Annotated in this window: 23 protein-coding genes; 13 read left to right on the forward strand and 10 right to left on the reverse strand. The window is 47.5% G+C overall.

The window, feature by feature from the left end; all coding sequences use genetic code 11:
- Nucleotides 1-134: 134 nt before the first annotated feature.
- Genes JGK39_RS01685 through JGK39_RS01695 form a run of 3 tightly spaced genes read right to left on the reverse strand, consistent with a single transcriptional unit; the run spans nt 135 to nt 2625 of the window.
- Nucleotides 135-1373, reverse strand: coding sequence for a COP23 domain-containing protein (locus JGK39_RS01685; protein WP_293247029.1), 1239 nt, complete (start codon nt 1371-1373; stop codon nt 135-137).
- A gap of 2 nt (nt 1374-1375) precedes the next feature.
- Nucleotides 1376-2023: a serine protease gene (locus JGK39_RS01690; RefSeq protein ID WP_293247032.1), complete on the reverse strand. Its 648-nt coding sequence runs from the start codon at nt 2021-2023 to the stop codon at nt 1376-1378.
- Between the two features lie 23 nt (nt 2024-2046).
- Complete coding sequence (locus JGK39_RS01695; RefSeq protein ID WP_293247035.1) at nt 2047-2625, reverse strand: COP23 domain-containing protein; 579 nt, start codon at nt 2623-2625, stop codon at nt 2047-2049.
- An 815-nt stretch (nt 2626-3440) separates the two neighbouring features.
- Here JGK39_RS01695 and JGK39_RS01700 point away from each other — a divergent pair.
- On the forward strand, nt 3441-4049 hold the full coding sequence (locus tag JGK39_RS01700; protein ID WP_293247038.1) for a hypothetical protein: 609 nt from the start codon (nt 3441-3443) through the stop codon (nt 4047-4049).
- An 88-nt stretch (nt 4050-4137) separates the two neighbouring features.
- A complete protein-coding gene (locus JGK39_RS01705; RefSeq protein WP_293247041.1) occupies nt 4138-5514 on the forward strand; it encodes a cytochrome P450 in 1377 nt (458 codons plus the stop codon).
- Between the two features lie 822 nt (nt 5515-6336).
- On the opposite strand, the gene JGK39_RS01710 is transcribed toward JGK39_RS01705, so the two are convergent.
- Nucleotides 6337-6624 carry a hypothetical protein gene (locus JGK39_RS01710; protein ID WP_293129162.1) on the reverse strand — a complete coding sequence of 96 codons (288 nt, stop codon included), beginning with the start codon at nt 6622-6624 and terminating at the stop codon, nt 6337-6339.
- A 497-nt stretch (nt 6625-7121) separates the two neighbouring features.
- On the opposite strand from JGK39_RS01710, the gene JGK39_RS01715 reads away from it, so the two are divergent.
- On the forward strand, nt 7122-7382 hold the full coding sequence (locus tag JGK39_RS01715) for a MoaD/ThiS family protein (protein ID WP_293247044.1): 261 nt from the start codon (nt 7122-7124) through the stop codon (nt 7380-7382).
- A gap of 349 nt (nt 7383-7731) precedes the next feature.
- On the opposite strand, the gene JGK39_RS01720 is transcribed toward JGK39_RS01715, so the two are convergent.
- Nucleotides 7732-7899, reverse strand: coding sequence for a hypothetical protein (locus JGK39_RS01720; RefSeq protein ID WP_293295562.1), 168 nt, complete (start codon nt 7897-7899; stop codon nt 7732-7734).
- Between the two features lie 101 nt (nt 7900-8000).
- On the opposite strand from JGK39_RS01720, the gene thrC reads away from it, so the two are divergent.
- Nucleotides 8001-9299 (forward strand): threonine synthase, encoded by a 1299-nt coding sequence (gene thrC / locus JGK39_RS01725; RefSeq protein ID WP_293247047.1) that lies wholly within the window; start codon nt 8001-8003, stop codon nt 9297-9299.
- A 131-nt stretch (nt 9300-9430) separates the two neighbouring features.
- Nucleotides 9431-9706: a MoaD/ThiS family protein gene (locus tag JGK39_RS01730; protein ID WP_293247050.1), complete on the forward strand. Its 276-nt coding sequence runs from the start codon at nt 9431-9433 to the stop codon at nt 9704-9706.
- Between the two features lie 100 nt (nt 9707-9806).
- Here the strand turns inward: JGK39_RS01730 and JGK39_RS01735 are convergent, their stop codons facing one another.
- The 3 genes from JGK39_RS01735 to JGK39_RS01745 all read right to left on the reverse strand — a co-directional run bounded on the left by JGK39_RS01735 (nt 9807) and on the right by JGK39_RS01745 (nt 14210).
- Entirely contained in the window at nt 9807-11696 is a 1890-nt protein-coding gene (locus tag JGK39_RS01735) for a ribonuclease J (RefSeq protein ID WP_293247054.1), read from the reverse strand.
- Nucleotides 11697-12029: 333 nt separating this feature from the next.
- Nucleotides 12030-12923: a 4-hydroxy-tetrahydrodipicolinate synthase gene (gene dapA / locus JGK39_RS01740; protein WP_293247057.1), complete on the reverse strand. Its 894-nt coding sequence runs from the start codon at nt 12921-12923 to the stop codon at nt 12030-12032.
- Between the two features lie 243 nt (nt 12924-13166).
- The gene (locus tag JGK39_RS01745; protein ID WP_293247060.1) at nt 13167-14210 is read right to left on the reverse strand and encodes an aspartate-semialdehyde dehydrogenase; all 1044 of its coding nucleotides are present in this window, start codon (nt 14208-14210) and stop codon (nt 13167-13169) included.
- 1116 nt (nt 14211-15326) lie between these two features.
- On the opposite strand from JGK39_RS01745, the gene tig reads away from it, so the two are divergent.
- The 3 genes from tig (at nt 15327) to clpX (ending at nt 19184) form a co-directional block, all read left to right on the forward strand.
- Nucleotides 15327-16733: a trigger factor gene (tig, locus tag JGK39_RS01750; protein ID WP_293247063.1), complete on the forward strand. Its 1407-nt coding sequence runs from the start codon at nt 15327-15329 to the stop codon at nt 16731-16733.
- A gap of 408 nt (nt 16734-17141) precedes the next feature.
- Complete coding sequence (clpP, locus tag JGK39_RS01755) at nt 17142-17831, forward strand: ATP-dependent Clp endopeptidase proteolytic subunit ClpP (RefSeq protein WP_293247068.1); 690 nt, start codon at nt 17142-17144, stop codon at nt 17829-17831.
- Nucleotides 17832-17840: 9 nt separating this feature from the next.
- Complete coding sequence (clpX, locus tag JGK39_RS01760; RefSeq protein ID WP_293247071.1) at nt 17841-19184, forward strand: ATP-dependent protease ATP-binding subunit ClpX; 1344 nt, start codon at nt 17841-17843, stop codon at nt 19182-19184.
- Between the two features lie 246 nt (nt 19185-19430).
- Here the strand turns inward: clpX and dnaX are convergent, their stop codons facing one another.
- Nucleotides 19431-22067, reverse strand: coding sequence for a DNA polymerase III subunit gamma/tau (gene dnaX, locus JGK39_RS01765; RefSeq protein WP_293247074.1), 2637 nt, complete (start codon nt 22065-22067; stop codon nt 19431-19433).
- On the opposite strand from dnaX, the gene JGK39_RS01770 reads away from it, so the two are divergent.
- A complete protein-coding gene (locus tag JGK39_RS01770) occupies nt 22047-22190 on the forward strand; it encodes a hypothetical protein (protein WP_293247077.1) in 144 nt (47 codons plus the stop codon). The genes dnaX and JGK39_RS01770 overlap by 21 nt on opposite strands.
- A 405-nt stretch (nt 22191-22595) precedes the next feature.
- The gene (locus tag JGK39_RS01775; RefSeq protein ID WP_293247080.1) at nt 22596-23507 is read left to right on the forward strand and encodes a hypothetical protein; all 912 of its coding nucleotides are present in this window, start codon (nt 22596-22598) and stop codon (nt 23505-23507) included.
- 21 nt (nt 23508-23528) lie between these two features.
- Here the strand turns inward: JGK39_RS01775 and JGK39_RS01780 are convergent, their stop codons facing one another.
- A complete protein-coding gene (locus JGK39_RS01780) occupies nt 23529-24266 on the reverse strand; it encodes a phycocyanobilin:ferredoxin oxidoreductase (RefSeq protein ID WP_293247083.1) in 738 nt (245 codons plus the stop codon).
- Nucleotides 24267-24567: 301 nt separating this feature from the next.
- Here JGK39_RS01780 and tatA point away from each other — a divergent pair, with 301 nt between their 5' ends.
- The 3 genes from tatA (at nt 24568) to JGK39_RS01795 (ending at nt 25896) form a co-directional block, all read left to right on the forward strand.
- On the forward strand, nt 24568-24765 hold the full coding sequence (tatA, locus tag JGK39_RS01785; protein WP_293247086.1) for a twin-arginine translocase TatA/TatE family subunit: 198 nt from the start codon (nt 24568-24570) through the stop codon (nt 24763-24765).
- Nucleotides 24766-25132: 367 nt separating this feature from the next.
- Entirely contained in the window at nt 25133-25516 is a 384-nt protein-coding gene (locus JGK39_RS01790) for a hypothetical protein (protein WP_293247089.1), read from the forward strand.
- Nucleotides 25517-25584: 68 nt separating this feature from the next.
- Complete coding sequence (locus JGK39_RS01795; RefSeq protein ID WP_006633466.1) at nt 25585-25896, forward strand: DUF6679 family protein; 312 nt, start codon at nt 25585-25587, stop codon at nt 25894-25896.
- Nucleotides 25897-25999: the final 103 nt, after the last annotated feature.

Below are 25999 nucleotides of genomic sequence, written 5' to 3' on the forward strand. Positions count from 1 at the left end.
CCCTCTTCTTTTTTTCCCCTGAGCGTAACCTTTTATATCATGTCCGATCGATTGACCCCAATAAGTAAGGTTTGTAGTGCGGACTTCAGTCCGCAGCATAAAGCGGACTGAAGTCCGCACTACAAACTGTTTCTTTAGGGCTCGGCAATATCTACATCTAGTCGTTCCCCAAGATTAATATAAATCGGAGCGCCACTTTCAAAAAGAGACGGTCTAGCCTTTTGATTCGCCAGCCAAACAAAGAAAGTGCTAAGTGCAGGAGCCGGATCTTGATCGCGGCGCAACGTGTAGATCAAACCTTCGCACGGCCCGTTAATCCGGCTGGTCGTGCAAATCGCTTTTTGATTGTTTACCAGACCGACAGTGACATAATTAAGCTGTTTGTTGCGGTTATAATTATCGAGGCGTTGAGTCACTTGTTGACAGCGAGTCAGAGGATCGTAGCCAGCACTAGAAAAGAAATTAGAATTCCAGCGAATCCAAGGTTCCCTAAACCCTTGGGGATTTTGATATACAGTCACTGGTTCTCCCGTGGAGGTATCGCACACAAATCCCCCCCGCTGGAGATTCGGTTGGCTTGGGCGAGAGCTGCGGCTGATGGCAATATTGCTGAGAATATCAAACCCGTTAGGTAAGGTTTGCGATCGCAACGCCGTAAAAGAGTCGATCGGGATTGCCGCATTCAACCCGGTTTTAATCTCCTCAGTCTGACCGTTCCACTGGCTCTGCACCGTACCAACAGTATCACCCTGGCCGTGAATTCCCACAACCCTGCCATCAGCATCAAATACAGGCCCGCCACTCATCCCGCGCCTTGTCACAGCTTGATAGCGCAATCCGTACCCGGATGATGCGCGACCGACGCGAGAAGAGATAATACCAGCAGTAAATTCGAGTTTTCTTTCAGATCCAGAGGCGACTGGTAGCGGATAGCCAGCAACGTAAATAGTAGAACCGACAACAGCACGTTGCGATTCGCCGATCGGTGCTACTGGATACCGATCTCGGCTCTGAAACTGGATCAAAGCTAAGTCTATATCGCGATCGTTCTTCGGGAGTCGCTGTATTCTGATTGCTGTATAGCTTTTTTCCAAATGAGTGCGAATGCTGTATTCTTGGGCGAGACTTGCCACTACGTGATTCGCCGTCAGAACAGTGTAAATATTTCCCTGTTTTGCAATAATTACTCCTGAGCCACCAGCCGCCAAACCCAGCGTGTTGTTCACTTCTACAGTTGTGAACATCGCTAGCTCGGCAATTTCTTGGGCTGTTTTAGCACAAGCAGCATATTGTGGACCGACAATTGCTGCCGCCGTTACTGCACCGGTCAAGATGACGGTCAACACATCAAACCGCAAACCCCACGAATTCATCGCTAACTCCCTGGATGAGACGAGACGAACTGCAAATATGTACTGATAGGAATTCCCCAACTAGATTTAACCATCTTTTCCAATAATTCCGGCGTCGGTTCACTTCCATCTTCAAAAGCATAGACGCCAAAACCGGGATCTCGATACTTACCTCGACCGTTAATTCCCACCAAGAAACCTTTGGCATTAAAAATCGGGCCACCGCTCATGCCAATTTTAACCTCATTGGTATAGCCCAAGCTATAGCCTTGAGGTAAAGATTTTGGCAGCAACAATTCTACGAACCCCTGGGCTACGGCCAACGCCCCAGTCTCCGCAGGGAATCCGGCAGCCAGCAGCGGCTCTCCCACCGCTGGCTGCTGCGCGCCAATCGGCGCTACTTTATACTCGATCGCGCTGCGAAATTTGGCGATCGCCAGATCCGCATCGCCCAGCCGCTGCGGAACTCCCAACAGTTGGTGGATCAGGCCGTCACTCGTAACGATGGTGCGATCGCCCTTGTCGAAAGCCACAACGTGCCAGCTAGTCAGCACTGTATAGGTTTGTCCCTGGCGCTGGACGATCGCCCCAGAACCAGAGGATTTCGAGGTTTTGATGCGTATCGTCGCCTGTCGCGCCAAGTTTTCCACGTCACCCCCGGGAATTGGCAATGAGATTGGCAATTTTCCAGTCTTTACGGCAGTTCCGAGGGCCGAGAAAAAGGGGGCAGTTGCGCTCGATCGCCCATCTTTGCCCCTGGTTTTTCCCCTAGCTTTTCACTCACATCAATGTAAGGAATTTGGCTGCTTTCCTCCGTAGAGGGCATCCCCACCTGTCCTTGACGCCAAGCTAACAAATTATACAAAGAGCCGATCGGGTCTTGGCCGGGTCTGAGGGTATAAATCAAATTTTGACAGATGCCATTGACTTGATTCGCCGTGCAGATGACGTTCTGCCCGTTCATCTGGCCAACGGTAATGTACCTGAGCATTCGGTTGCGGCGATAGCTTTCGAGGCGCTTGCTGACCAATTGACAGCGAGTTGCCGGATCGTAGCCCGAACCGGAAAAATAATCAGAAGTCCACTCAATCCAAGGCTCTACGGCACCTTGAGGGTTTTGATACAACGTCACCGGCGCACCTGTCGAGGTGCTGCACCAAAATCCGCTTTCCCCGACGTTTGGCCGGGCATAACTGGGCGCAGAAGCCACCGTCAGAGCGCATAGGGCGATCGCGGTTGTTGCCAAAACTTTCGTTAATTGCTGTTCGATCATGTTTTTGCTCGATTTTTAGTAGATTTGTTACAAAAAGCACCTAATTCTGCGATAATACTCTTGATACGCAAGTTAATTAGAGATCCGGATCACAGCAAATTTCAGCTCGATCGACTGCACACCAGAAACTCGGAATCATGACCGAATCTCACAGGTGCAGCCCTAGGGAAACCAGTTTTTTTTGTACTTCAGTTTGCTGAAATCTTCTGTATGTTGTTCGCTACTTGCATATTCCTTATCGCGGTGCTTTCGGCGCGGTTGTTAAACCATGCCGCAATACGTGCCCAAGTCTAAATTCAGTCGTCATTACTACTATCAAACTCAAGCTTTCGCAACCGGAAAGAGGCTGTTACCTCAGACCTTGGAATAGCTAAATTTGCATGGGGTACATCACACCACTGACAAGGTATTTGATCTAACTTGCGATTTAAATCGCAAGGTTTATCTGCGGAGATACGGAAACGGCAGGGTTGCACCAGTGAGGGGAGACACCCCTCTTATGTTATTTAACACTAAAACACAGGTATTAGCAAGCAACATTTCGGACTTTTTTGATAGCTCACCGTAGAATCAGGGTTTCATGGCGATCCTCTGCGAGGGCTATGCTAACGAGGCACGCGATATGCTTTCGGGTAAATCAAGGGTTTCAGGCTGCGATCCAAAAATAGTCCGGACGATTAAACAATAACTCTGAACTTATTTTCGTCTTCGTAATGCGGAAATATTTCTAAGTGAGTGTAATTAGGGATTAAGTGCTTGCTACCACCAAAATTCTGCCCGACCTACACTGACGTTTAGTTGAGTATTAAAAAGTTATGAACCTTATCTGCAAACAGTTCGGGTATTTAGCGACTGGATTAATTTTGATCGGGAGTAGCAGTTGTTCTAGCTACGATGCAGCAGCTAAATCAGCCGAAAACCAGAGCCAACCCTCAGCAAGCACCCATCAGTTCCCACACCTACAGCTAACCGGCAATCAACTTGATAGTCGATCGGCTCCAGCACCGCAGCCCTCTAACTCTGGGAACTCAGTTTTAGCGAGTACCAAAGTACCAAACAGTACAGCGAAAGTGACGGTTTATGAGGTAGACAATCTTTGTCAAAGTCTCAAGCCGGCAACAGTTACAGGCCCAGACAACCAGTTAATGCCATCGGCCGTTAATGAAGTATTAAAGCAGGAGATTTTCGCTAGTCTGGGTTTAGTTGGTTATCGGGTTACGATCGATCGCGAACTCGGAATCGCTACCGTAGATTTACGGGCCTCGGGGAATTCGCGCCAGAAATTGCAAAATCTGTCAAGTTGTCAGATGTTAGGTTTGTTTGGGGGCGTGCGCCAAACCTTAACCAGTTATGCTCCTTGGCAAATTAAAACTGTGCGTTTTACAGAGCTCGGACAGGACATTGTGAGTACCGTTCGAGAATAAGGTCTTAAAATTATGGGAGAGCGTACAACCAGTTTCTGCGTAATTCCTATGGATGTTGCCCGAGTCCTGTAACACCAACACAATTTTTATGACCCTACCTGACGGCCCCAAAACCCCCCGCTTCTTGCAGCTAATTCAATGGATTGGCGATCCGCTGACATACATGGACGCCAACGCCAAAAAGTACGGGGAGATTTTCACGACTCGATGGGGCAATCTTGAACCCTTCGTGATGATCCACAACCCGCAAGCGATCCAGGAAATGCTCAACAGCAAGGCGCTTGATGCTCCAGGGGATATCAACGGTATTCTCAAACCACTCCTGGGCGAACAATCAATGATTGTAATCTCCGGAGAAAAACACAAACGGCAGCGTCAATTATTGATGCCACCCTTTCACGGGGAACGGATGCGGAATTACGGCCAACAAATTTGCGATATTACCCAAGATATTGCTAGCAAGTGGAATGTCGATCGACCTTTTGTCGCCCGCACCGCCATGCAGGAAATCACCATGCGAGTAATTTTGCAAGTAGTCTTCGGATTGAATGAAGGGCCGCGGTTGCAGCAACTTTCCCCCCTGCTGGCTTCAATTATCGATATGACAGGTTCTCCGCTGCGATCGAGCATTTTATTTCTGCCCTGGTTGCAGCAAGATTGGGGCCATTGGAGTCCTTGGGGACGCATGAAACAGCAGCGCCAAAAAATTCAGGAACTGATGGACGCGGAAATAGCCGATCGCAAACAGCAACCAGACGCCGATCGCACCGACATTCTCAGCTTAATGATGGCCGCCCGCGACGAAAACGGCGAACCAATGAGCAATGAAGAATTGCGCGACGAATTAATGACGCTGTTGTTTGCCGGCCACGAAACCACAGCAACAGCCCTAGCTTGGGCTTGTTACTGGATTCACAGTTTGCCCTCGGTACGCCAGAAACTGCTGCAAGAATTGGACAGTCTGGGCGAAAATCCAGACCCCATGGAGATTTCCCGCTTGCCTTACCTGAGTGCAGTTTGTCAAGAGACACTGCGAATTTACCCAGTGGGAATGCTGACATTTCCGCGAGTAGTGCGGGAACCCCTGGAACTAATGGGGCATCAACTCGAACCGGGTACGGTGGTTTTCGGCTCAATTTATTTAACCCACCGCCGGGAAGATTTGTATCCAGAACCGCTGCAATTTAAGCCAGAACGGTTTTTGGAGAGACAATTCTCGCCTTACGAGTATTTGCCCTTTGGGGGCGGTAGTCGCCGCTGTATCGGCTTAGCGCTGGCGCAGTTAGAAATGAAGCTGGTGCTGGCAACCATTTTGCGCGATTTCGACTTAACCTTGGCCGAGAAAGGGCCCGTACAAGCGAAACGCCGAGGGGTGACTTTAGGGCCAGCGGGCGGTGTGCGGATGGCCTTGGTGGGGCGGCGGATGCGGCAGCAGATGCCTGAAGCGGTTGCTAGTGGGGTTTGATGTTGTAGCACCCAGGCCGTAGGCCGGGGCCGGGGCGCAGCCATCGCACTTTTGCCCTTTGAATGCAAACAATTTAGGCAGGATGCGCGATCGACCCGCCCCATTTTTGGTAGCACAGGCTACAGAAAAATAGCTAGAATCCTTCACCTGCAACCATCACCCGCCCTCAAATTTCAAAATTCCAGTCTAAAATAGTAGAAGCCTTGCAAACATACCCAAAAAGCAAAAGTGGGTGATTGCAATAGTCCTCTTGATATTTAGAAGACTTGCCTGCCATACTTTAAAAACATATGCATACCCTGTTATTCAGCAAAGGTCGGAAGCGTGTTGGCAATCCCAGCAATCTTTCGGCCTCTTTATTTTTTGGGGTAGTCAAAACCTTCGGCACAACACGCACAAGGCAAGTCAAAAGTATAAATTCTCGCTATCTTCTCATCTGGCATCTCCTCAATTAGAGTGGTTTTGCCTCCAATTGAAAAAGCATCAGGCAGCAAGTTTAAGGAATTACTGTGGGTGATTGCAATAGTCCTCTTGATATTTAGAAGACTTGCCTGCCATACTTTAGAAACATATGCATACCCTGTTATTCAGCAAAGGTCGGAAGCGTGTTGGCAATCCCAGCAATCTTCCGGCCTCTTTATTTTTTGGGGTACTCAAAACCTTCGGCTACAGATGCACAAGGCAAGGCAAAAGTATAAATTCTCCCCCTCTCCTCAATTAGAGTGATTTTGCCTCCAATTGAAAAAGCATCCGGCAGCAAGTTTAAGGAATTACTAAGGAATGATTAATAACTTGTTAAACAATCTCCTTCTGCACCCGATCTCAATCTTCTGTCTTCAGAAATTCCGATACCGAGACAGACTTGGGGAGGCTCTCGATATCTTGAATTTCGCTTTCGTGGGCAAAAAACTCGACTTCTTTGTCGTCAATCTGGATCTGATAGCTAGCGGTAGCAGTCACAATCCGCCGCTTTTTTTTATCCTCTATTAAAACCCAACACACCACAGGTCTTACCCACCTCTCAACGTGCTGGCTTTGCTTCGTACTCCCAAAGGCATACCAGCCTTTAGCTTCAATAATTTGAAGCACCTTAAAATCGTTATTTGCCATAAATATCTCGATCGCGTTAACTTGACTATTATTCTGAGATCGAAGGGCACACTTCCTAAGCGGAGCAAAGCTTTGGACATTATAAGCTGGACTGGACAACCAGATTTTTCGTCGGGAATCAGCCAGTTAGCAGAGCATAGTCTGCCTTGTTACTCGCTAAAGTTAGTTCGATATTTTGCTACTCTCCCGCAATTACGGGGAAGTATGGATATCGCATCCTTAAAAATTAGTCTTGTCGTCAGCTCAACACCAGCCAACTCAATCTTCGCTAGCTACATTTAAGTGAATGCCAACTGCTTATAACGCCTGGTTGGTGAGACCGCTCGGCATACAAGGCTGTTCGGATTTTATGCTGCAATCAACTCTCATGTTTACTAGATAGGGTAAAACTTAACTAAAGATTGCCGCTTTCAATTCTAAGCCTCGGCGCGCGCAATTCTCAATTAATTGTATGGTGTAGTTGATAATTGCCAAACTGTCGATCGCACAAAACAGCCGTGTCTAACTCTTCGATTACCATCACCGTTAAACTATTCGCCGCCTTCAGTGAAGCCTACGGCGTTTCGGAACTTACACTAGAACTTCCTCCCGAAACCCCAGTATCTGAAGTGCTAGAAAGATCGATCGCCCAATACCCTCAATTAGAACAGTGGCGCGATCGTACCCGCTTCGGCGTCAACCTAGAATTCGTCTCCCCCGACACCATCCTCACTGACGGCGACGAAGTTGTACTCATCCCTCCCGTCAGCGGTGGATAATACGATTTTGGATTTGCGATTGCAGAATTGAAAAATTGGGAACGATCGCGCCCAAGGTGAGTTCAGAAACCGGGTTTCTTGCTATATTCTGGTGAATCAACCCAAAATCTCCTAGAAACCCGGTTTCTCGCCCCCAAGGTGAGATTCAGAAACCGGGTTTCTTGCTATATTCTGGTGAATCAACCCAAAATCTCCTAGAAACCCGGTTTCTCGCCCCCAAGGTGAGTTCAGAAACCGGGTTTCTTGCTATATTCTCGCGAATCCACCCAAAATCTCGTAGAAACCCGGTTTCTCGCCCCCTGTGTCAACCCTGTAGTTTTGACTGTTGAGTTACCCAGCAAAAAAAATTTTATAAAGTTTTGAAATTAGTTTTGCCACCAAATGATTCTTGAGTTCGGTTGATCGAGATAATTTTCCTCTCAACCAGCATTCTCTGACAGAGATTGAAACCCATTCTGAGAAAGAGATTGAGGGCGATCGAGCTACCGCCGGTTTTTGGCCAGATCTTGCCCCACAATCAATCCCGACTAAAAAAATCGGGTATGGTTGACGGGGTAGATCGAGCGTGCTAATCTTGCACAAGAATTAGAAAACATCGCAAAACTAGAGAGTTGAGCTATGACCCAGGCAACCAGAACACAATCCACAGCAGCAACCTTCACAGCCCTCAAGTGTAAAGAATGCGGCGAAGAGTACGAACTCCAAGCCAAGCACGTCTGCGATTGCTGTTTTGGCCCGCTAGAAGTCAAGTACGACTACGAAGCTATCCGCCGCCGCGTCACTCGCCAAACCATCCAAGCCGGCCCCAACTCAATCTGGCGCTACCGCGAATTTTTACCAGTCGCTACAGAAAACGTCATCGATGTCGGCACGGGGATGACTCCTTTAGTAAAATCCCACCGCTTGGCGCGCCGCCTCGGTCTCAAAAATCTTTATATTAAAAACGATGCCGTCAATATGCCCACTCTGAGCTTTAAGGACAGAGTGGTGTCAGTCGCCCTCAGCCGAGCGAGAGAATTGGGTTTCACCACGGTATCCTGTGCCAGCACTGGCAACTTAGCTAACTCCACCGCTGCGATCGCAGCCCACGCCGGACTCGACTGCGTAGTCTTCATCCCTTCAGACTTAGAAGCTGGCAAAGTCCTCGGCACTCTGATTTACAATCCAACTGTCATGGCAGTTCACGGCAACTACGACCAAGTTAACCGCCTCTGCTGCGAAGTCGCCAATACACACGGCTGGGGATTTGTCAACATCAACTTGCGCCCCTACTACTCCGAAGGCTCGAAAACCCTCGGCTACGAAGTTGCCGAACAGCTAGGCTGGCAATTGCCCGATCATATCGTCGCCCCGCTTGCCTCCGGCTCTCTGTTCACAAAAATCTACAAAGGATTTAATGAATTCATCGAAGTCGGTTTAGTTGATGAGAAGAAAGTTCGATTCAGCGGCGCTCAAGCTGACGGTTGTTCCCCGATCGCCAGCGCATACCGCGAAGGCCGCGATTTCGTGACACCGGTCAAACCGAATACCATTGCTAAGTCGATCGCGATCGGCAATCCAGCAGACGGTATGTACGCCTTAGAAATCGCCCGCAAAACCAACGGAAACATCGAATCCGTCAGCGATACCGAAATCATCGAAGGCATGAAACTGCTAGCAGAAACTGAAGGCATCTTCACCGAAACCGCAGGCGGCACGACGATCGCAGTCTTGAAGAAACTCGTAGAAGCAGGTAAAATCAATCCCGACGAAACCACCGTCGCCTACATCACCGGCAACGGCTTGAAAACACAGGAAGCAGTTCAAGGCTACATCGGCGAACCCATCACCCTCGAACCAAAACTGGAAGCCTTCGAGCGTGCCCTCGAACGCGCCCGCACCCTCGAACGCTTAGAATGGCAACAAGCTTCGGTTTAATAGTTATTCGTCATCAGTCATTAGTTGTTAATCTATTGACTAATGACTGCTGACTAATGACTGCTGACCAATGACTGCTGACCAATGACTGCTGACTAATGACTGCTGACTAATGACTAAGGACTAAAAAAATGACCGTCAAAGTTTTAATTCCCACTCCGCTGCAAAAATTCACCAAAAATCAAGCAACGATCGAATGCGGCGGCGCCAATATTTCCGAACTGATTGAATCCCTAGAAACAAATTGTCCCGGCATTAAAAAAAGCCTGTGCGACGACAAAGGAGAACCCCGCAGATTTCTCAACTTCTACGTCAACAGCGAAGACATCCGCTTTTTGGATGGTACAGGAACAGTCCTCAACGATGGTGATGAAGTTAGCATTGTTCCAGCAGTTGCTGGCGGCTGATGAGAGCAACCGCAGATGGTGGCAGATAAACACAGACAAACGCAGATAGAATTAATTACTATCTGCGTTTATTGGCGTTTTGCGGTCGATCGACTTTATTCTACGAAACGACGGAAGCAACTTTGGCTGCTGTCCGGGGGCGACGACGACCTGTTACTTTATTAGCAGGAACGGGTGCTGGTGTTGGAGCCGGTGTGGATGATTGGCCGCCTAATAGCTTAGGTGCTTCCAGGGAACCAGGAGTCACTGCTGGTGTTTCCCATTTCACAAATGATGCTCCTTCGGGAATTTGCATCAGGAATACTAGCATGGGATTGCTTTGAAGTTCCCGGCGCAGCACCCGCCCAATTGCTCGTTCTATCTGGGTTTGTACTCCTACCCAGTCTACGTCAACTCCTGATTCGGAAGTTGAAGAAGGTCTGACAAACTCCGACCAACGATCGCTCAACACGGTGTCAATTGTTTGAGCGATCGATTGTTGTAACAGCGCGCGATCGGCTGATGTTACCACACCTTTCAAGTGAATTTGCGGCGCAGCAACCAATTTGCCTTCTGCATTCAACGCCGCAGCTACTGTCACCGCGCCGTCTCCAGCTAACTGCTGGCGTTCTTTGAGGACGTTTGCTTTGACAACGCCCGATCGAGAAGCATCTACTAATTCAATTCCTGAAGGTACTTTAGTACCGAGTCGCATCGAATTTTCCGTCAATTCTACGACATCGCCGTTGTCAATAATTACCATATTGCTCGCGGGAATGCCCATGCTTTGAGCCGTCTTGGAGTGCTGAACCAGCATTCGGTGTTCCCCGTGTACGGGTAAGAAGAACTTGGGACGAGTCATGTTAATCATTAACTTTTGGTCTTCCTGACAGCCGTGCCCGGAAACGTGAATGCCTTTATCGCGGCCGTAAACCACGTTTGCTCCCAACATCATCAGTTTATCGATCGTATTTACCACTGCGATCGTATTTCCAGGAATCGGATTAGCCGAGAAAATGACTGTATCGCCGTTTCTAATTTTCACTTCGTGATGTTCGCCGTTAGCAATGCGAGTCATCGCCGCCATCGGTTCGCCTTGGGAACCCGTAGTTAAAATCAAAACCTTGTCATCTGCCAAATTGCGGATTTCTTTGAGCGGTTTGAAAAGACTGTCTTCGCATTTAATGTAGCCGAGATTGCGACAGTGAGCGATGACGTTCAGCATTGAGCGGCCCACCACTCCGACATACCGATTGTTTTTCTTAGCCAACTCCAAAACAATTTGCAATCGGTGTACCGACGAAGCAAAAGTCGTCACCATCACTCTTCCCGTTGCTTGAGCGATAATTCTGTCTAAATTCGGAGCGACAGAACGTTCTGAAGCGGTAAAACCGGGAACTTCCGAGTTAGTAGAATCGCTGATCAAGCACAGCACGCCTCTTTCGCCGTACTCCGCCAGCTTTTGCAAATCAAAATGCTCGCCGTCTACGGGAGTGTGGTCAATTTTAAAGTCTCCAGTGTGAATAATAATTCCAACGGGAGTGTGAATTGCCACAGTGAAACTGTCGGCCATCGAGTGAGTGTTGCGAATGTATTCGACTAAGAAATTCTTGCCAATTCTTACCGTATCCCGGGGGCGAACAGTTCTCAATTCAGTGCGGTGAGACACTCCGGCTTCTTCCAATTTTCCGGCGAGCAAAGCCATCGCCAAACGCGGGCCGTAGATGACGGGAATTTCAAATTGTTTGAGGTGATAGGGGATGCCACCGATGTGATCTTCGTGACCGTGAGTTACGATCATACCTTTAATTTTGTGGCTGTTTTCCCGCAGGTAAGTCATGTCTGGGAGGACAATATTTACACCGTGCATTCCATCTGTGGGGAAAGCTAAACCTGCATCTAAAAGAATTATTTCGTCGCCGTACTCGAACACGCAAGTGTTTTTACCGATTTCGTGCAGCCCGCCGAGGGGAATAACTTTTAGAGCTGATGCAGTTGTATTTTTGATCATGCGTATCCTTTGTTAGTTATTTTGTTATGAGTCTGTTGACTGTTGTCTGTTGACTGTTGTCTGTTGACTGTTGTCTGTTGACTGTTGACTGTCGCCTACTGTCTACTGTCTACTGTCTACTGTCTGTTGTTCGTTGATGGGGGCGATTTTTTCCAAGATATTTGTGGAAAAATCCCCTACGGGGTTTTACTCTCCCGTACAGTCAGTTGTCTCCAATCCTCAAGCAGCAATTCTTAATTATCAGCTAATAACTCATAGCTCATAACTAATGACTGATGACTGATGATTGATGACAACCAATATTCAGTTGTCTGAAAACTCGTTCTCGCCTATCTAGCTAGCAGATACTGCGGCTAGCTGACTCAGTACGTCCTTTAACTTTTGAGTTACCTCAACGGGCGGAGCGCACAGGGGCCCACGGGTGGAACCTACATCCCAGCCTTGAAGATTAAGAGCTGCCTTAACGGGAATGGGATTTGTGGTGAGAAAAAGAGCTTTAAACAGGTCAAAAAGTTGCAAGTGAATCTGGGTAGCGACTTGAACTTGACCGGCCTCGAAAGCTTTAATCATCTGTTGCAGTTGCTCTCCTACCAGATGGCTGGCTACGCTAACTACGCCAGATCCTCCTACCGCCAACATTGGCAAAGTTAGGGAATCATCTCCAGAATAGATCGCAAATTCCGGTGATGTCAAGCACCGAATTTGACTTGCTTGATCTAGGTTGCCGCTTGCTTCTTTGACTGCCACAATGTTGGGGATTTCTGCCAATCGAGCTACTGTTTCGGGCAACATATTTTGGCCTGTGCGACCGGGGATGTTATATAACATTATAGGCAATTCTGGAGTAGATTGCGCGATCGCCCGAAAATGATTGTACAAACCTTCTTGCGGCGGCTTGTTGTAATAAGGAACCACCTGCAAACAGCCGTCTAACCCGAGTTTAGCTGCTTTTTGCGTAGCTTCGATGGCTTCTGAAGTTGAATTCGATCCGGCTCCTGCGAGTACCAAAGCTTTACCGGCTACTGCCTTTTGTACCACCTGAAATAATTGGTACTCTTCATCCCAGCTCATAGTAGGAGATTCGCCCGTAGTTCCGCACAATACTAAGCTATCTGTGCCGCGATCGGCTAAATGAATTGCCAATTGTTCTGCTACCGCATAGTTAACGCTGCCGTCTTCCTTAAACGGCGTAATCATTGCAGTCAGAACCCGTCCAAACTTTACCACACTTTCTCCGATTTTAGACTGTTGATTTTTGATTTTAAATTTTTGATTTCAGATGAAAGGTTTATCTAAAATCTTCATTTTCCTTACTGACTTGCCAACTTCAGTCGATTTTAGATTGCAGAATTTTAGATTTGAGATTTACTCCACAGATGCAATCTGGGATTTGGAACTCTTCGTCTAAAATTTTGGGTTCTCCACTCCTGGCGTTGGGGACTTGTCTCCGTTTTTTGGGTAGAGTCACCCCTAAATAGAAGCAGCCGCTGCTGGGACTCGCAGCAAATCTTTATCGGCGAGCAACTCGGCTATTTGCACCGCATTTAAAGCAGCCCCTTTGCGAATTTGATCGCCGCTCAGCCACATCTCCAACCCGCAGGGGTGAGAAATATCTTGGCGAATCCTGCCGACTAGCACTTCATCCTTACCGCTGGCCTCGACGGGCATCGGGAAATAATTAGCTTGCCAGTCTTCTACTAGCTTAACGCCGATCGCCTCCTTTAAGATTTCCCTAGCGTCGATCGGGCTAAAAGGCTCTGCAAACTCCAGATTAATCGCCTCCGAATGGGCGCGGAGTACGGGAACCCGGACGCAAGTCGCACTAATTCTAATCTCGTCAGTACCAAAAATCTTCCGAGTTTCGTTGACCATTTTCATCTCTTCCTCACAATACCCTAAATCGTTAATTGGTGTATTGTGCGGAAACAAGTTAAAAGCCAAGGGGTAGGGAAAAATATCGGTTTTGGGAATTTCCCCTGCCAAAATTGCTCTGGCTTGATCTTTCATTTCCTCCATTGCCCTGGCGCCCGCGCCGCTGGCAGACTGGTAAGTCGCTACAACTATGCGCTTGACTGGTTTAACTTTGTGCAGCGGCCAAACGGCAACTGCCATCAAAATCGTGGTGCAGTTGGGATTAGCAATGATACCTCGGTGAGTTGCCGCAGCTTGGGGATTGACTTCGGGAACAACTAGAGGTGCCGTCGCATCCATACGGAAAGCGCTGGAATTGTCGATTACCACGGCTCCGGCTGCCACTGCTTTCGGAGCCCACAGTTTAGAGATAGAACCGCCGGCGGAGGCGAGCACTAGATCTACATTATCGAACGATCGCTCGGATACAGCTTCGACCGCCAACATCTCGCCGCCAAAGGACAAAGTTGTGCCGGCTGAACGTTCCGAAGCCAGCAGCTTCAAGTCTGAAATGGGAAAACTCCGGCTGTGCAGGAGTTCTAGTAACTCGGCACCGACTGCGCCGGTGGCTCCTAAAATGGCAACTCGATAGGATTGAGACAAATTAGTTTCCTCCACAAATTAGAGTCTAAACGATCGAAATCTAAAATTTTAATAACTGCAATACTGAACAAGCTTTTGTGCGTCTAGCTAGATTGTTTATAGTGATTGAGGGGGAGAGGGGGGAGAGGATTTTTGAGCCGCCTGGGAAATATACAATTTATTAAATGCACAATAGCCGATCGAACTCAATTAATTTTATGCGACATCAGGGCGCGAGCAGATGACAAGGGTGCAAGTAACCGAGGTGGTCGATCTTACTCAATCTTAGTTTAGCATCTTTTGCCATCTGCTCGCGCCCAATCCACATCAAGTTGGTTTTGGGATACCTGCATTTGAGCAAACGCATCCATTCAATCCGATCGCCCGCTCATGCCGGTCGGATTGACATCCGAGGGCGATATATGCTATGGTGCATCGGCTATTAGCTCGACAGACGGAAATCCCCACAGTATAGTAATACTCCACTTACTGTGGGATGAAAGGCGAGCGAGATGACGATTCCACCCGCCTGCCAACAAGCGCAGGTCTTGGGAGTGGGCGGGTGAATCAGGAGACGAGCAAATAGAACCAAAACTTTCCCCAGTAAGGGTTTGAGTGCTACGATTGTAGTTATTGGGCAGCCGAAAATGCTACCAATATACTGAACCTTGACAACTGAAGATAGGGGGTTTCGTAGGGAAGTGACACATTTAATTGTGGCGGCCTCCTGCGAGTAAAATTTTCAAGGCACGAAGGTGCTTGGAATTTCATTTTTGAAACCAAGAGTGGGGCGGGACGTGTTCCTCACTATAAAATGCCGTAGAGGGAAACAATAGGAGTACCTTGAAGGAAGATCTGGATATCCTTAACAGGACTCAGATGCCTACACCATAACGCTTGCAATTGGTGTAGGAGCGTCACTGGACTTAACCTCCACATTCCTAGCAGCAAAACCTAGTATCCTCAAACCAAAACTATTTGGCAAGAGCGAAAAAAGTAGCCGGAAACGACTTACAGTCTCATCCGGTAGAGGTGTTGGTAGTTATGTCGCTACAAGTCAAAGCGTACAAACTTAAAATGCAAGCAAAGTCAGATTTGTATGTATTTTATCAAAATTGTTAAATATCACAAAAGCCGATGAAAGTAACCCAGGAAAAACTTCCAGCCAGTCAAATTGGTTTGGAAATCGAAGTGCCATCAGAAAAATCAAAACAAGCTTACGAGCAGGTAATTAAACAATTCGCTCGCGAGGTCAATATTCCTGGGTTCCGCAAAGGCAAAGTTCCCCGCCAAGTTTTGCTACAGCGCCTGGGCCAGACTCGCTTGAAAGCTACAGCTTTGGAAAATTTGATTAATGATTCACTGCAAAAAGCTCTCGAACAAGAAAAAATTCCGGCAATTGGCAGTTTTGAACTCCGCACTGAGTTTGAAGAATTGCTAGGAAAGTTCGATCCAGAACAGCCTCTGACTTTTTCGGCTAAGGTTGATGTAGAACCCGAAGTAAAAATGGGTCAGTACACCGGCTTGCAGCTTCAAGCAGAAGAAGTTAAGTATGATGAGGCTCAGGTAGATGAGGTACTGGCAAAATATCGATCGGACAAAGCGACTTTAATCCCCGTAGAAGGCCGGCCAGCTCAATTGGGAGACATGGCTTTGGTTGATTTCGCAGGTAGATTTGCCGAAGCAGCCGAAGGTGAAACTCCCGCAGAAATTCCAGGTGGCGATGCCGAAGACTTTCAAGTAGAATTGTCGGAAAATCAGTTTGTACCGGGCTTTATCCAAGGCATGATCGGGATGAACCCGGGAGAAACTAGAGAAGTTTCCGTCCAGTTCCCTGATGAATATAGCAGTGAAGAATTGGCGGGAAAACCAGCAGTATTTACGATTACTCTGAAAGAACTGAAGGAAAAGGAATTGCCGGAGTTGGACGACGACTTTGCCCAAGAAGTTAGCGAGTTTGAAACTTTAGCACAACTGCGCGAATCCCTCGAAACTCGGTTTAAAACAGAGCAAGAAAACAAGTTATTAGTTAATAAGGAAAAAGCCATATCAGCAGCACTGGTTCAGCTCATAGATGTGGAAATTCCCGCAACAATGGTCGATCGCGAAATCGATTATTTGCTCAACCAACAAGCCATGCAGTTGAAAAATTATGGCATAGATATCAACCAACTGTTTACCGAACAAAATATCGGCCCGATGCGGGAACGCTCTCGTCCGGAAGCAGTAGAAAGGCTCAAACAAACTCTAGCTCTGGCAGAAGTAGCCAAGCTGGAATCCTTATCTGTTGAACCAGCAGAAGTATTAGCAGAAGTAGCAAAAGTCAGAAAGCAGTTTCCCAAAGGGAATTTTGACCCTGAAAAGTTGCGGGAATTTGTAGCAGAAGACTTGCTCAAACAAAAAACCTTGAAATGGTTGGAAGAAAAAGGGACAATTGAACTCGTACCTGAAGGCTCTCTCAATCCCATAGAAGAATCAGACGCTGAAGAGTCTGGGGAAGCAGCCACGAGCGCGATCGACGTGGAAGTCGTAGGCGAAGAGTAAAAGCTTCTAGTTGGGCTTCGAGAAACTACAAGTAGAAGGGTGCGCGGTGTGCACCCTTCTGCTTGCTAAAACAGAACTGAATGCACGGGGGCTAGAAACCCGGTTTCTATTTAGATGTCTCGCGGCCCAACCAAGATTTTGCGAGGAAACCGGGTTTCTGTTGCTAAGCTCTGTACAAGCTTGGCGCGCGGACTAGAAACAGCGTTGATTTGTAACTAGGTGTTTTAACTCATTCACCCTCCGAGCGTTGCGAGTCAAGCCAGCTTTGCGCCAAAAAAGCAATTTGAAGACTCAAAACTCCCCATTCCCCACATCAGGGTTCATTCGAGGCATAATAGTTAAAAGCTGGCGGCTTAATTTCAAGCTTTCATCAGCAGCAAATTGTCTAGAATCCTTGACTGGTGTCTTATGGTGGTATCTCAATCTTCCAATTACCTAATTACAAGCTATAACGATTTTGATGTCAGCTCTAGCCCCAGCAATGTAGTACCGATGGTACTAGAACAGTCGGGGATGGGCGAGCGGGCATTTGACATTTACTCGCGCTTGCTGCGGGAGCGCATTGTGTTTTTAGGAACTCCCGTAACCGACGAAGTGGCTGACTCGATCGTAGCTCAGCTATTGTATCTAGATGCCGAAGATCCAGAAAAAGATGTTCAAATGTACATCAATTCCCCCGGCGGCTCGGTAACGGCGGGTATGGCAATTTATGACACAATGCAGCAAATTCGCCCGGATGTGGTGACGATTTGTTACGGTTTGGCTGCGAGTATGGGCGCATTTCTGCTGACAGCGGGAGCCCACGGGAAACGGATGTCTCTTCCGAGTTCCCGGATTATGATCCACCAGCCATTGGGAGGCGCTCAAGGTCAAGCAGTAGATATTGAGATTCAAGCTAAAGAAATCCTCTATCATAAGCGTAAGCTGAATCAACTGCTAGCACATCACACGGGTCAACCGATCGACAAATTAGAGGCAGATACAGAACGCGACTTTTTTATGTCAGCCGATGAAGCCAAAGATTACGGATTGGTCGATCGAGTGATCGAAAAAGAAAACCTTCCGGCTGCGGGAGAAAACGTCACTGCACTGAATTAAGAGGCTGTTATGTCTAAGTACGACTCCCATCTAAAATGTTCGTTTTGCGGCAAGTCTCAAGAGCAAGTGCGAAAGTTAATCGCAGGCCCCGGGGTTTATATCTGCGATGAATGCGTTGATTTGTGCAATGAAATTTTAGATGAGGAGTTGTTTGATTCGAGTGCTGTGCCCGCAGCAGCAGCGGTTCCGAAGCAGGAAACAACGCAAAAACGGCGCGCTACCTCGGGCAAAAGTATGTCGATGAGCCAAATTCCCAAGCCGAGGGAAATTAAAAATTATCTCGACGAAAATGCGATCGGTCAAGAGGAGGCGAAAAAAGTCCTCTCGGTGGCAGTTTACAACCACTACAAGCGCCTCAGCTTTATCCATGCCAAAAATAGCGGCAAGCACCCCCCGGAAGAAGTAGAACTGCAAAAATCAAATATTTTGTTAATCGGGCCGACGGGCTGCGGCAAAACTCTCCTGGCTCAGACTTTGGCTGATATGCTGGACGTGCCGTTTGCGGTGGCTGACGCGACGACGCTGACGGAAGCGGGCTATGTCGGGGAAGATGTGGAAAATATTTTGCTGCGGCTGCTGCAAGTGGCAGATATGGACGTGGAAGAGGCGCAGCGCGGAATTATTTATATTGATGAAATCGACAAAATAGCCCGCAAGAGCGAAAATCCTTCGATTACGCGGGATGTGTCTGGGGAAGGAGTGCAGCAGGCTTTGCTGAAAATGCTGGAGGGGACGATCGCCAATGTACCACCTCAAGGCGGCCGCAAGCACCCGTATCAAGACTGCATCCAAATTGATACCAGCAATATCATGTTTATTTGCGGTGGCGCTTTTGTCGGTTTGGACAAAGTGATCGATCAGAGAACTGGTAAAAAGTCAATGGGTTTTATTCAGCCGGGAGAAGCTCAACCGAAGGAAAAGCGGGCCGCTGATGTGCTCAGGCAACTGGAACCAGACGATTTGGTAAAATTTGGGATGATTCCGGAGTTTATCGGGCGGGTGCCGGTGGCGGCGGTGTTAGATCCGCTGGATGAGGAAACGCTGATGGCGATTTTGACTGAGCCGCGCAATGCTTTGGTGAAGCAGTATCAAAAGCTGCTAAAAATGGATAATGTACAGTTGGATTTTCAGTCGGATGCGATTCGGGCGATCGCCCAGGAAGCATACCGCCGCAAAACAGGAGCGCGAGCGCTGCGGGGAATTGTCGAAGAATTGATGTTGGATGTGATGTACGAGTTGCCGTCGCGCAAGGATGTGACGCGGTGTACGATTACTAAGGAAATGGTTGAGAAGCGATCGACTGCCGAATTGTTAGTGCTTCCGTCTTCGCTACCAAAACCAGAATCAGCTTAAAAGCTCAATTGGTTCGTAGTGAGGACTTTAGTCCTTCTTCCTGAGGACTAAAGTCCTCACTACAAACGTGCAGCTTAAAAGCTCAATTGGTTCGTAGTGAGGACTTTAGTCCTTCTTCCTGAGGACTAAAGTCCTCACTACAAACGTGCCAATAGGTTCGATCGTGAGGACTTTAGTCCGCTAATTTAGATGCGGACTAAAGTCCTCACGATCAAACATCTTGATTGAACTCCCAAAATCAATCGATTACCAATCGATGAAATCATCCCCATCAACCTCAGAAGATAACTCAGGAAAATCTTCCTCAGTTTCCAAGCTGAAACTCCCCGACTCCCAAATCTCTAAATCATCCGACAAATCGACAACTTGTCCTTCAAACATATCAGCCCATTGCCTGCTAGTATTCGCTACAGATCGAGCATCAGCCCGCACCGCTACAGCCTGAGCATTTAACTCATTCTGAGAGTCTGTAGAACTGTTTATCTGCCGCAGCGGTTCAGAAACATTTGGCACATTGGTGGCAGTATTTTCATCCGCCCAAGAGTGTTTTTGCTCTTCTCCCCCGTTCCCCAAAAAATCATCTGCTATCTCAGAATTCCCCGAGTCCTCAACCTGTTGATTATCATTACTCACAGCAGGTAAATTCCCAGGAATTTCGGCAACACGTCCGTTATAATTTTGTAAATCTTGGGCGCGGGAACTATTAGTTTCAGCGGGATTTGTCAGTCCCACTTTTACTGTTACTTGTCGGTTAAAAACTTGCAAAAAAGCTTCTTCAATATTAGCTACTTTGTCTTTAGCTGTATTGAGCAGCTTCGGCGCTCGAATCTTAACATAGGCAGTATTATTGGTAAAAATTACTAGATTTCCGTGTTGGCGAAGCAGGACTTGAGTGCTGAACGGTCGCACTTTGGCAAGTACCTGTTCCCACACTCTATTTAAATCCATTTCATCGGCTGAATTAGTCGGTGAATAATTTGTTTGATTCGTTTCAGGAGTTGGTATCGCTTCGGGAATCGGTGCAGGAGGCGTGCTTTCTGTGCGATTAACAATAGGTTGCGAAGTTGGGGGAGTATTTTGAGGTTTGGCAGCGGGAGGCTGTTCGATATGAGCTGTGGAACTCCCCCCCGAAGCCTGGGGGGGCTGGGGGGGGTGAATTTGGGATTGACCACTATTTTGACTTGCTTCGCCTGCTGGTTGTGGCTGAGTTCTAATGGCTGAAGGCAACAATCCCAACAGCGTTACTTCCAGCCACAAACGCGGCTGAGTGGTGTTTTTAATTTGCACTTCGTGGGTTTGCAAGTGTTTTTGACTTGCTAAAATTAACTCGGCATCCCAACTGCGGGCAAAATCGCAAAGTTTTTCCCAAGTCGCGGCGGTTAAAGCTACTAAATCAGACCGTTTTGGTGCAGATGAGGCTATGAGCAAATCTCGGTAAAAGCTGGCGAGGCTTTGCAGCACGATTAGCGGTTCCCGTCCGCGATCCATCAGGTGGCGGGTCATGTCTATTAATGCTGTAGCGTTATCGTTTGCGATCGCTTGCAGCAGTTCCATCAAGTCATTTTCGGGGACTGCGCCGACTAAATCCCAAACTTTTTCGACTGTTATTTGACCGGGAAATAAGCTGAGTTGGTCGAGCAAACTTTCTGCATCTCGCAGTCCTCCTTGGGCGATTTGAGCTACCATTTGTACTGCGTCGCTGGCAATATTTATATTTTCTAATTGGGCGATTTTGTGCAAGTGGGCGGTCATTGAATCGAGGGGAATCCGGCGGAAGTCGAATTTTTGGCAGCGAGATATGATGGTTGGTAAGACTCTTTGGGGGTCGGTTGTGGCGAGGACGAATACAACGCGATCGGGCGGTTCTTCTAAGGTTTTTAAAAGGGCGTTGAACGAGGCCACGGTTAACATATGGCAGTTATGTGTACAGAGTCCATTTGCCACAAAGTTGTGATTGTCTTCTACTTCAATATCATAAACCCTCTCGACTCCAGCGACTTTTACAGATGCGACTGTCTCCGAATTTGTAATCCATTGTAGGGATTGAATACTGTTTAAAGTTTGACACCCATTTTCTACTGGTTTCAGCGCCGGTGTGTATAGCGATTTAGAATCAATTGGATGATTTTTGTAGAGGTAATTTTTGGGTGTTAGACTCGTTAGCACCAGGGGGGATACGGGGATATCGGCGCTACATAATGCTGTCGTACCCACATTCACAGGGGATAGTATCTTCACTCCTTCTTTTACGTCTTTGGCTAGTATCCATCCCTGTTCTGTCCTGATTGGATGATTGGCAGTGCATCTAATTTCTCGGTTGGCGGTTTTAATCAACAGTGTTTGTTTTTTACCTTGGTCTAACCACCTCAAAACTTTTTTAAATTCCCAAGTTTCAGAAGTTTCGTTATAGCTGAGAACTTGTTTGCCTTTGATGTTGGGATTGTCGATCCGCATCAGACCTTCGCTAGTTTGTACGTGAGAATCACCGCTCAAACATTCGTCGATTACATATACTTTATAGCGGCACTGTACGGGGGCAAATTGCGCTCGTTCGATCAAGTCCCGAATGTTGTCTACTCCGGTGTTGCTGGCTGCGTCGATTTCGATGACATCCAGTGTGGAACCTCGGGCAATTTCTTGACAAACGTTACATTTGCCGCAGGGTGTCGGGGTAGGGGCGCCGGTAGAAATACAGTTGAGGGATTTGGCGAAAATTCTAGCACTAGAGGTTTTACCGGTGCCTCTGGGGCCGGTGAATAGATATGCTGGTGCTATGCGCTGTTGCAGGATGGCGCTGGTGAGGGTTTGGGCGATCGCCTCTTGGCCGACTAATTCGGCAAATGTCTGAGGGCGGTACTTGTGATGCAGGGGTTCGTAGGTCACGATCGAATATTTGTGGTATTAGCTGTAATCTTAGCTAAGGACACGTTGTTCGATCGCACCAGATATCTACTCTCACAGCCCGCCGCCCGGTGGGCCAGCAGGGCGAGAGCGATCGAACAGTAGTAATTAGCACCCGATAGGAGAGTCCGCTTCTCGATCGGTTGTTCTCCAGAAGTGTTTTTGGCGATCGCTGGAGAGAGTTAGTATTGATTTATGTGTACTTATTTTTCTTTTGCTAGAAACGGAGGCTTGGGAACCAATTTTTTTTTACCTATATTGGTATAATCTATTACAGACAATTCACCATTGCTTTTTGCCGGTGCCAGCGCGGGATTTTCCGATATTTCGGAAACCTGCTTGCAGTTAAAGATAAAGTATTAATTAGAGGGTGCCTGTTCGAGTTCTAGAAATCCAGTTATACCAAGATGGTGGTGGAATGATGTCAACGTTGGTCGATCGAGTTACACTGCCAGCTCTACTCTGGAATCCTGTATAAATATAGCGTCAAAATTTACCCTTTAAAAGCCCATGTCAACCCAAATCATCCTTGTAGAACCAAGGTTGGCAGTAGCCTCTCCCAAACCTAAACAGGCTAAACCCGGATCTCCGTCCCCCGACCAGATATTGATGGGATCGTCGGGATTGCTGTTATTATTGCTGATCGGTTTAGCGGTATTTACCAAGCTAAGACTAGATGATTTGAGTAAGAAGCTCAAATTTGAAGAGTTTAGAAATCGAGAACTCCAGAAAAAATACAAAATGGCTCTGGAAACCATATCAAAGATGGAAAAGAACCCCGACCTCATTCACTCGCGAGACTTTAATTTAGACTACCTGAGAATGCGGATGGCGGAAGAAGTCTTTCACTTTGCCATTGTGAACCAGATTAAAGTAAAAGTCAAAGACAAAATTAGTATTGCCCTGCGCCCGACTCAGAGTGCAGTAGGAGATAAAAATGGGAATGCTGGCAGCGGCAGGCAAGTAGATTCGATGTTTGATATCGAATACGAAACTGGCGATCCAGCCGTAAAAATAGAAAAGCGAGTGCTGTTTCGGATTCAAATTAAGCTGATGAAACTGCCGACTCAGGCAACATCGGCGACAATTAATCAAATCATTGACTGTTTGGAAACTTATCTGAGTCCTTCAGACGACCATGATAGTTGGCAGCCGACTATTCAAGGTCGCATCGTTCACATTGAATGGGATCAAAAAGCGAAGCCGACGCCGATGTTGGTGCTGGAACAGTCGAATGAAGGGGTGAATGTTACCTTTAGGACTACGAGAACGCCTACCGGCAGACCTGCAAATGAGAATGAGAGCCAGTTGGCAGGAGCTAAGGGTCAAAAAAGCGGCAAAAGTAGTTCTAAAAGTGCAGCCAAAGGTGGTACAAAAAGCCCTGCGAAGGTAGGAGCAAAACGTCCAGGCTCTCGGAAATAAGTTGAGGTAAGCAGATTTCAGCTATTTAGGGTAATCAAACAGCACCTCGGTCATGTAATGTTCTGCCCAATCTTGACCGAAAGCTTTTTCGAGTACGCGGCGGGTTTTGTCGTTTTGCTGCTGCTGGGTGCAGTAGTAAATTTGAGCGTCGAGAATTTTTGCTTCTTCGACGACAGAAACTGGTTCCGAAGCGACTGCGAGTTTGCAGTGAATTTCCACGTAGGATTCAACTATGTCGAGAAATCGGCTTTCTTCTTCCTGTGAATCGGGGCGCACAAACAGGCAAAACTCTGAGAATATATCGCCCCATTCGGGAATTTGGCGGGGACAAGAAAATTGGTTTACGGGCAAAGTTTGCAGTCGAGTGCGGTAGGTTTCCGACAAAGTTCGATCGGGATTGAGGGGAGAAAGGTCTGCGATCGCCGCGCTAATTTGACCTTTGCCTGCTACGATATCTGTGCCGAACATCGGCAAAGCATAATTCGGTCTGGGAAACATCACGCAGTGGAGGATATCCAGCAGCGGCCCGACTTTAGCCAGTTCCAGGTGTATTTTGCGGAATTGGGGAGTTTGATAGCAGCGATTTTCGATGATCAGTTTTTCTCCTTCCAGCCGCCCTTCCACGTATCCCAACTCAGCGGGGAGGTGGTAGGGTTCGAGGTCGAGGTACCGACGCCATACTGATTCTATCCGATCGGCTAATTCGCGGATAAGGTAGTGCTGTTGGTCGCGCAGGGAAGGCTTGGATGTTTCTAACATTCTTATTTATCGGGCGATCGCTTAATAAAACTTCATTCTACGGTTGCAGGATGCAATAAACAACGTAGATACTTTTAAGGATATCAGCAGTTCGACGCGCGATCGAGTAAGTTTTACAGAAAAATCTGTCCAAGATAGAAAGCCGTGTGACATTAGTCTAGGTATTGGCAGTCGCACAGAGCAATAAATTGCCATAAAAACCCGAGTAATGAGTAAGATTTGCGGAAACTCTCCGCTAAAATAAATGCACTAGCGGTAATTCGCAGGGAAAAAGCAAAGTAGGTAAGCGCGGAGATTTTGTATGTTTGGTCTGGGATTGCCCGAATTGGGCATTGTTGCGGTAGTCGCCATTCTAATTTTCGGCCCCAAGAAAATTCCTGAGTTGGGAAATGCTTTGGGCAAAACGCTGCGGAGTTTTAAGGAAGGGGTCGGTCAAGCTGATGATGAATCTACCCAGAAGGAGAAGGACAAAGAGGAAGAGCAAACCCTAGGAAAGTAATTTGCTGAACGAACTGCAAGTAGAAGCAGCAACGCTCTGTCATCGTATATGTAGAGAATGTTTCATTTGGCAATGTCTATATTTCCAAATAATAATGTGCTGGCAATCATCGCGATCGCTTTCAAAAATACCCCGATGTGAAATGTATTTCTAGCTAATTTTTGTTGTGTTTTTTTGCGGAAAGTTTGTCAGTTTTTGGCAATTAGTCCGTCTTTTTGGGCGAGGATTCGATAATATTTGGGGGCGTTTTTAGATGCTTGTATTCCTGATTGTCGGTTGCCTAACTGTTTGTTGCGAGGGATATACTGCAATTTCCCTAGCTTGATTTTCGCCTTTTTTAGGGAAACTGGCAGTTGTATTTTTTATCTTGGTAGCACAGGAATGGTGGCGATCGCCCTTGGCGATCGTCCGCGACGAGAGCGTGCGCGTCCGTGCCGATCGCCAAATGCCAATTAAACCGCTATCTAGTAGTGTCTCTGGGAAAAATAAGGAGCTATCGAGAGCGACAAAGCAGCAGAGTCCCTTTAGATGGTGGCTGTTTGAGCGATCGCGTCCGTCAAGTCCTGACGCTGCAAATCTATTCTGGCAAATGCCTCCCGCGAGGGATGCCGCCCGCGCCAAAATCTGCAATTGGATAAATGGCGTACAAGATAGATTTGGTGGTAAAATGAAATATGGTAACTCCCATCGGTGCCAAAGTTTCGGAAAACGTGAAACTGGCCAGTCCATAGGGCTGTGCCTTCCGATGTAAAACCCAAAGTACGTTACTGTAAACAGACCATATTTTAAGTAAGTTACACTGCGCAGGAGAACTGACAAATGCTACAGCGCAAAATCTATCAACTCTGTTGTGATGGTCGTGAGGTTTCTATTTTTCTTCGAGATCAGCAACGTTGGATAGAGCGCGCTCGTATCCTAGATATTGAAGGGGATCTAGTCACGCTGCGCTACGAAACCGACGAAGAAGACGAAATTAGCTCCTGGGAAGAAATGGTGCGTCTAGAAAGTATTGGAGCTGTGTCCCAGAAGTTGGCTTCGGTGTCGAGAACTAACTGCGAACCCCTAGTTTCTGACGATTGTCCCGAAGCCGAGCAAATTCGCAATCACTACCCGGACTCGAATTTAGAATAGTTTCGATCCTTAGCTTGAGGCACAAAGAATAGTTGGGGGAAAAGAAAACGACTTTTCTCCCTTTTTTGTCGATGAATTGGGGAAAAAACCCGGTTTTGCCGAA

This window comes from Microcoleus sp. PH2017_12_PCY_D_A, assembly GCF_020738565.1.
Lineage (GTDB): Bacteria > Cyanobacteriota > Cyanobacteriia > Cyanobacteriales > Microcoleaceae > Microcoleus.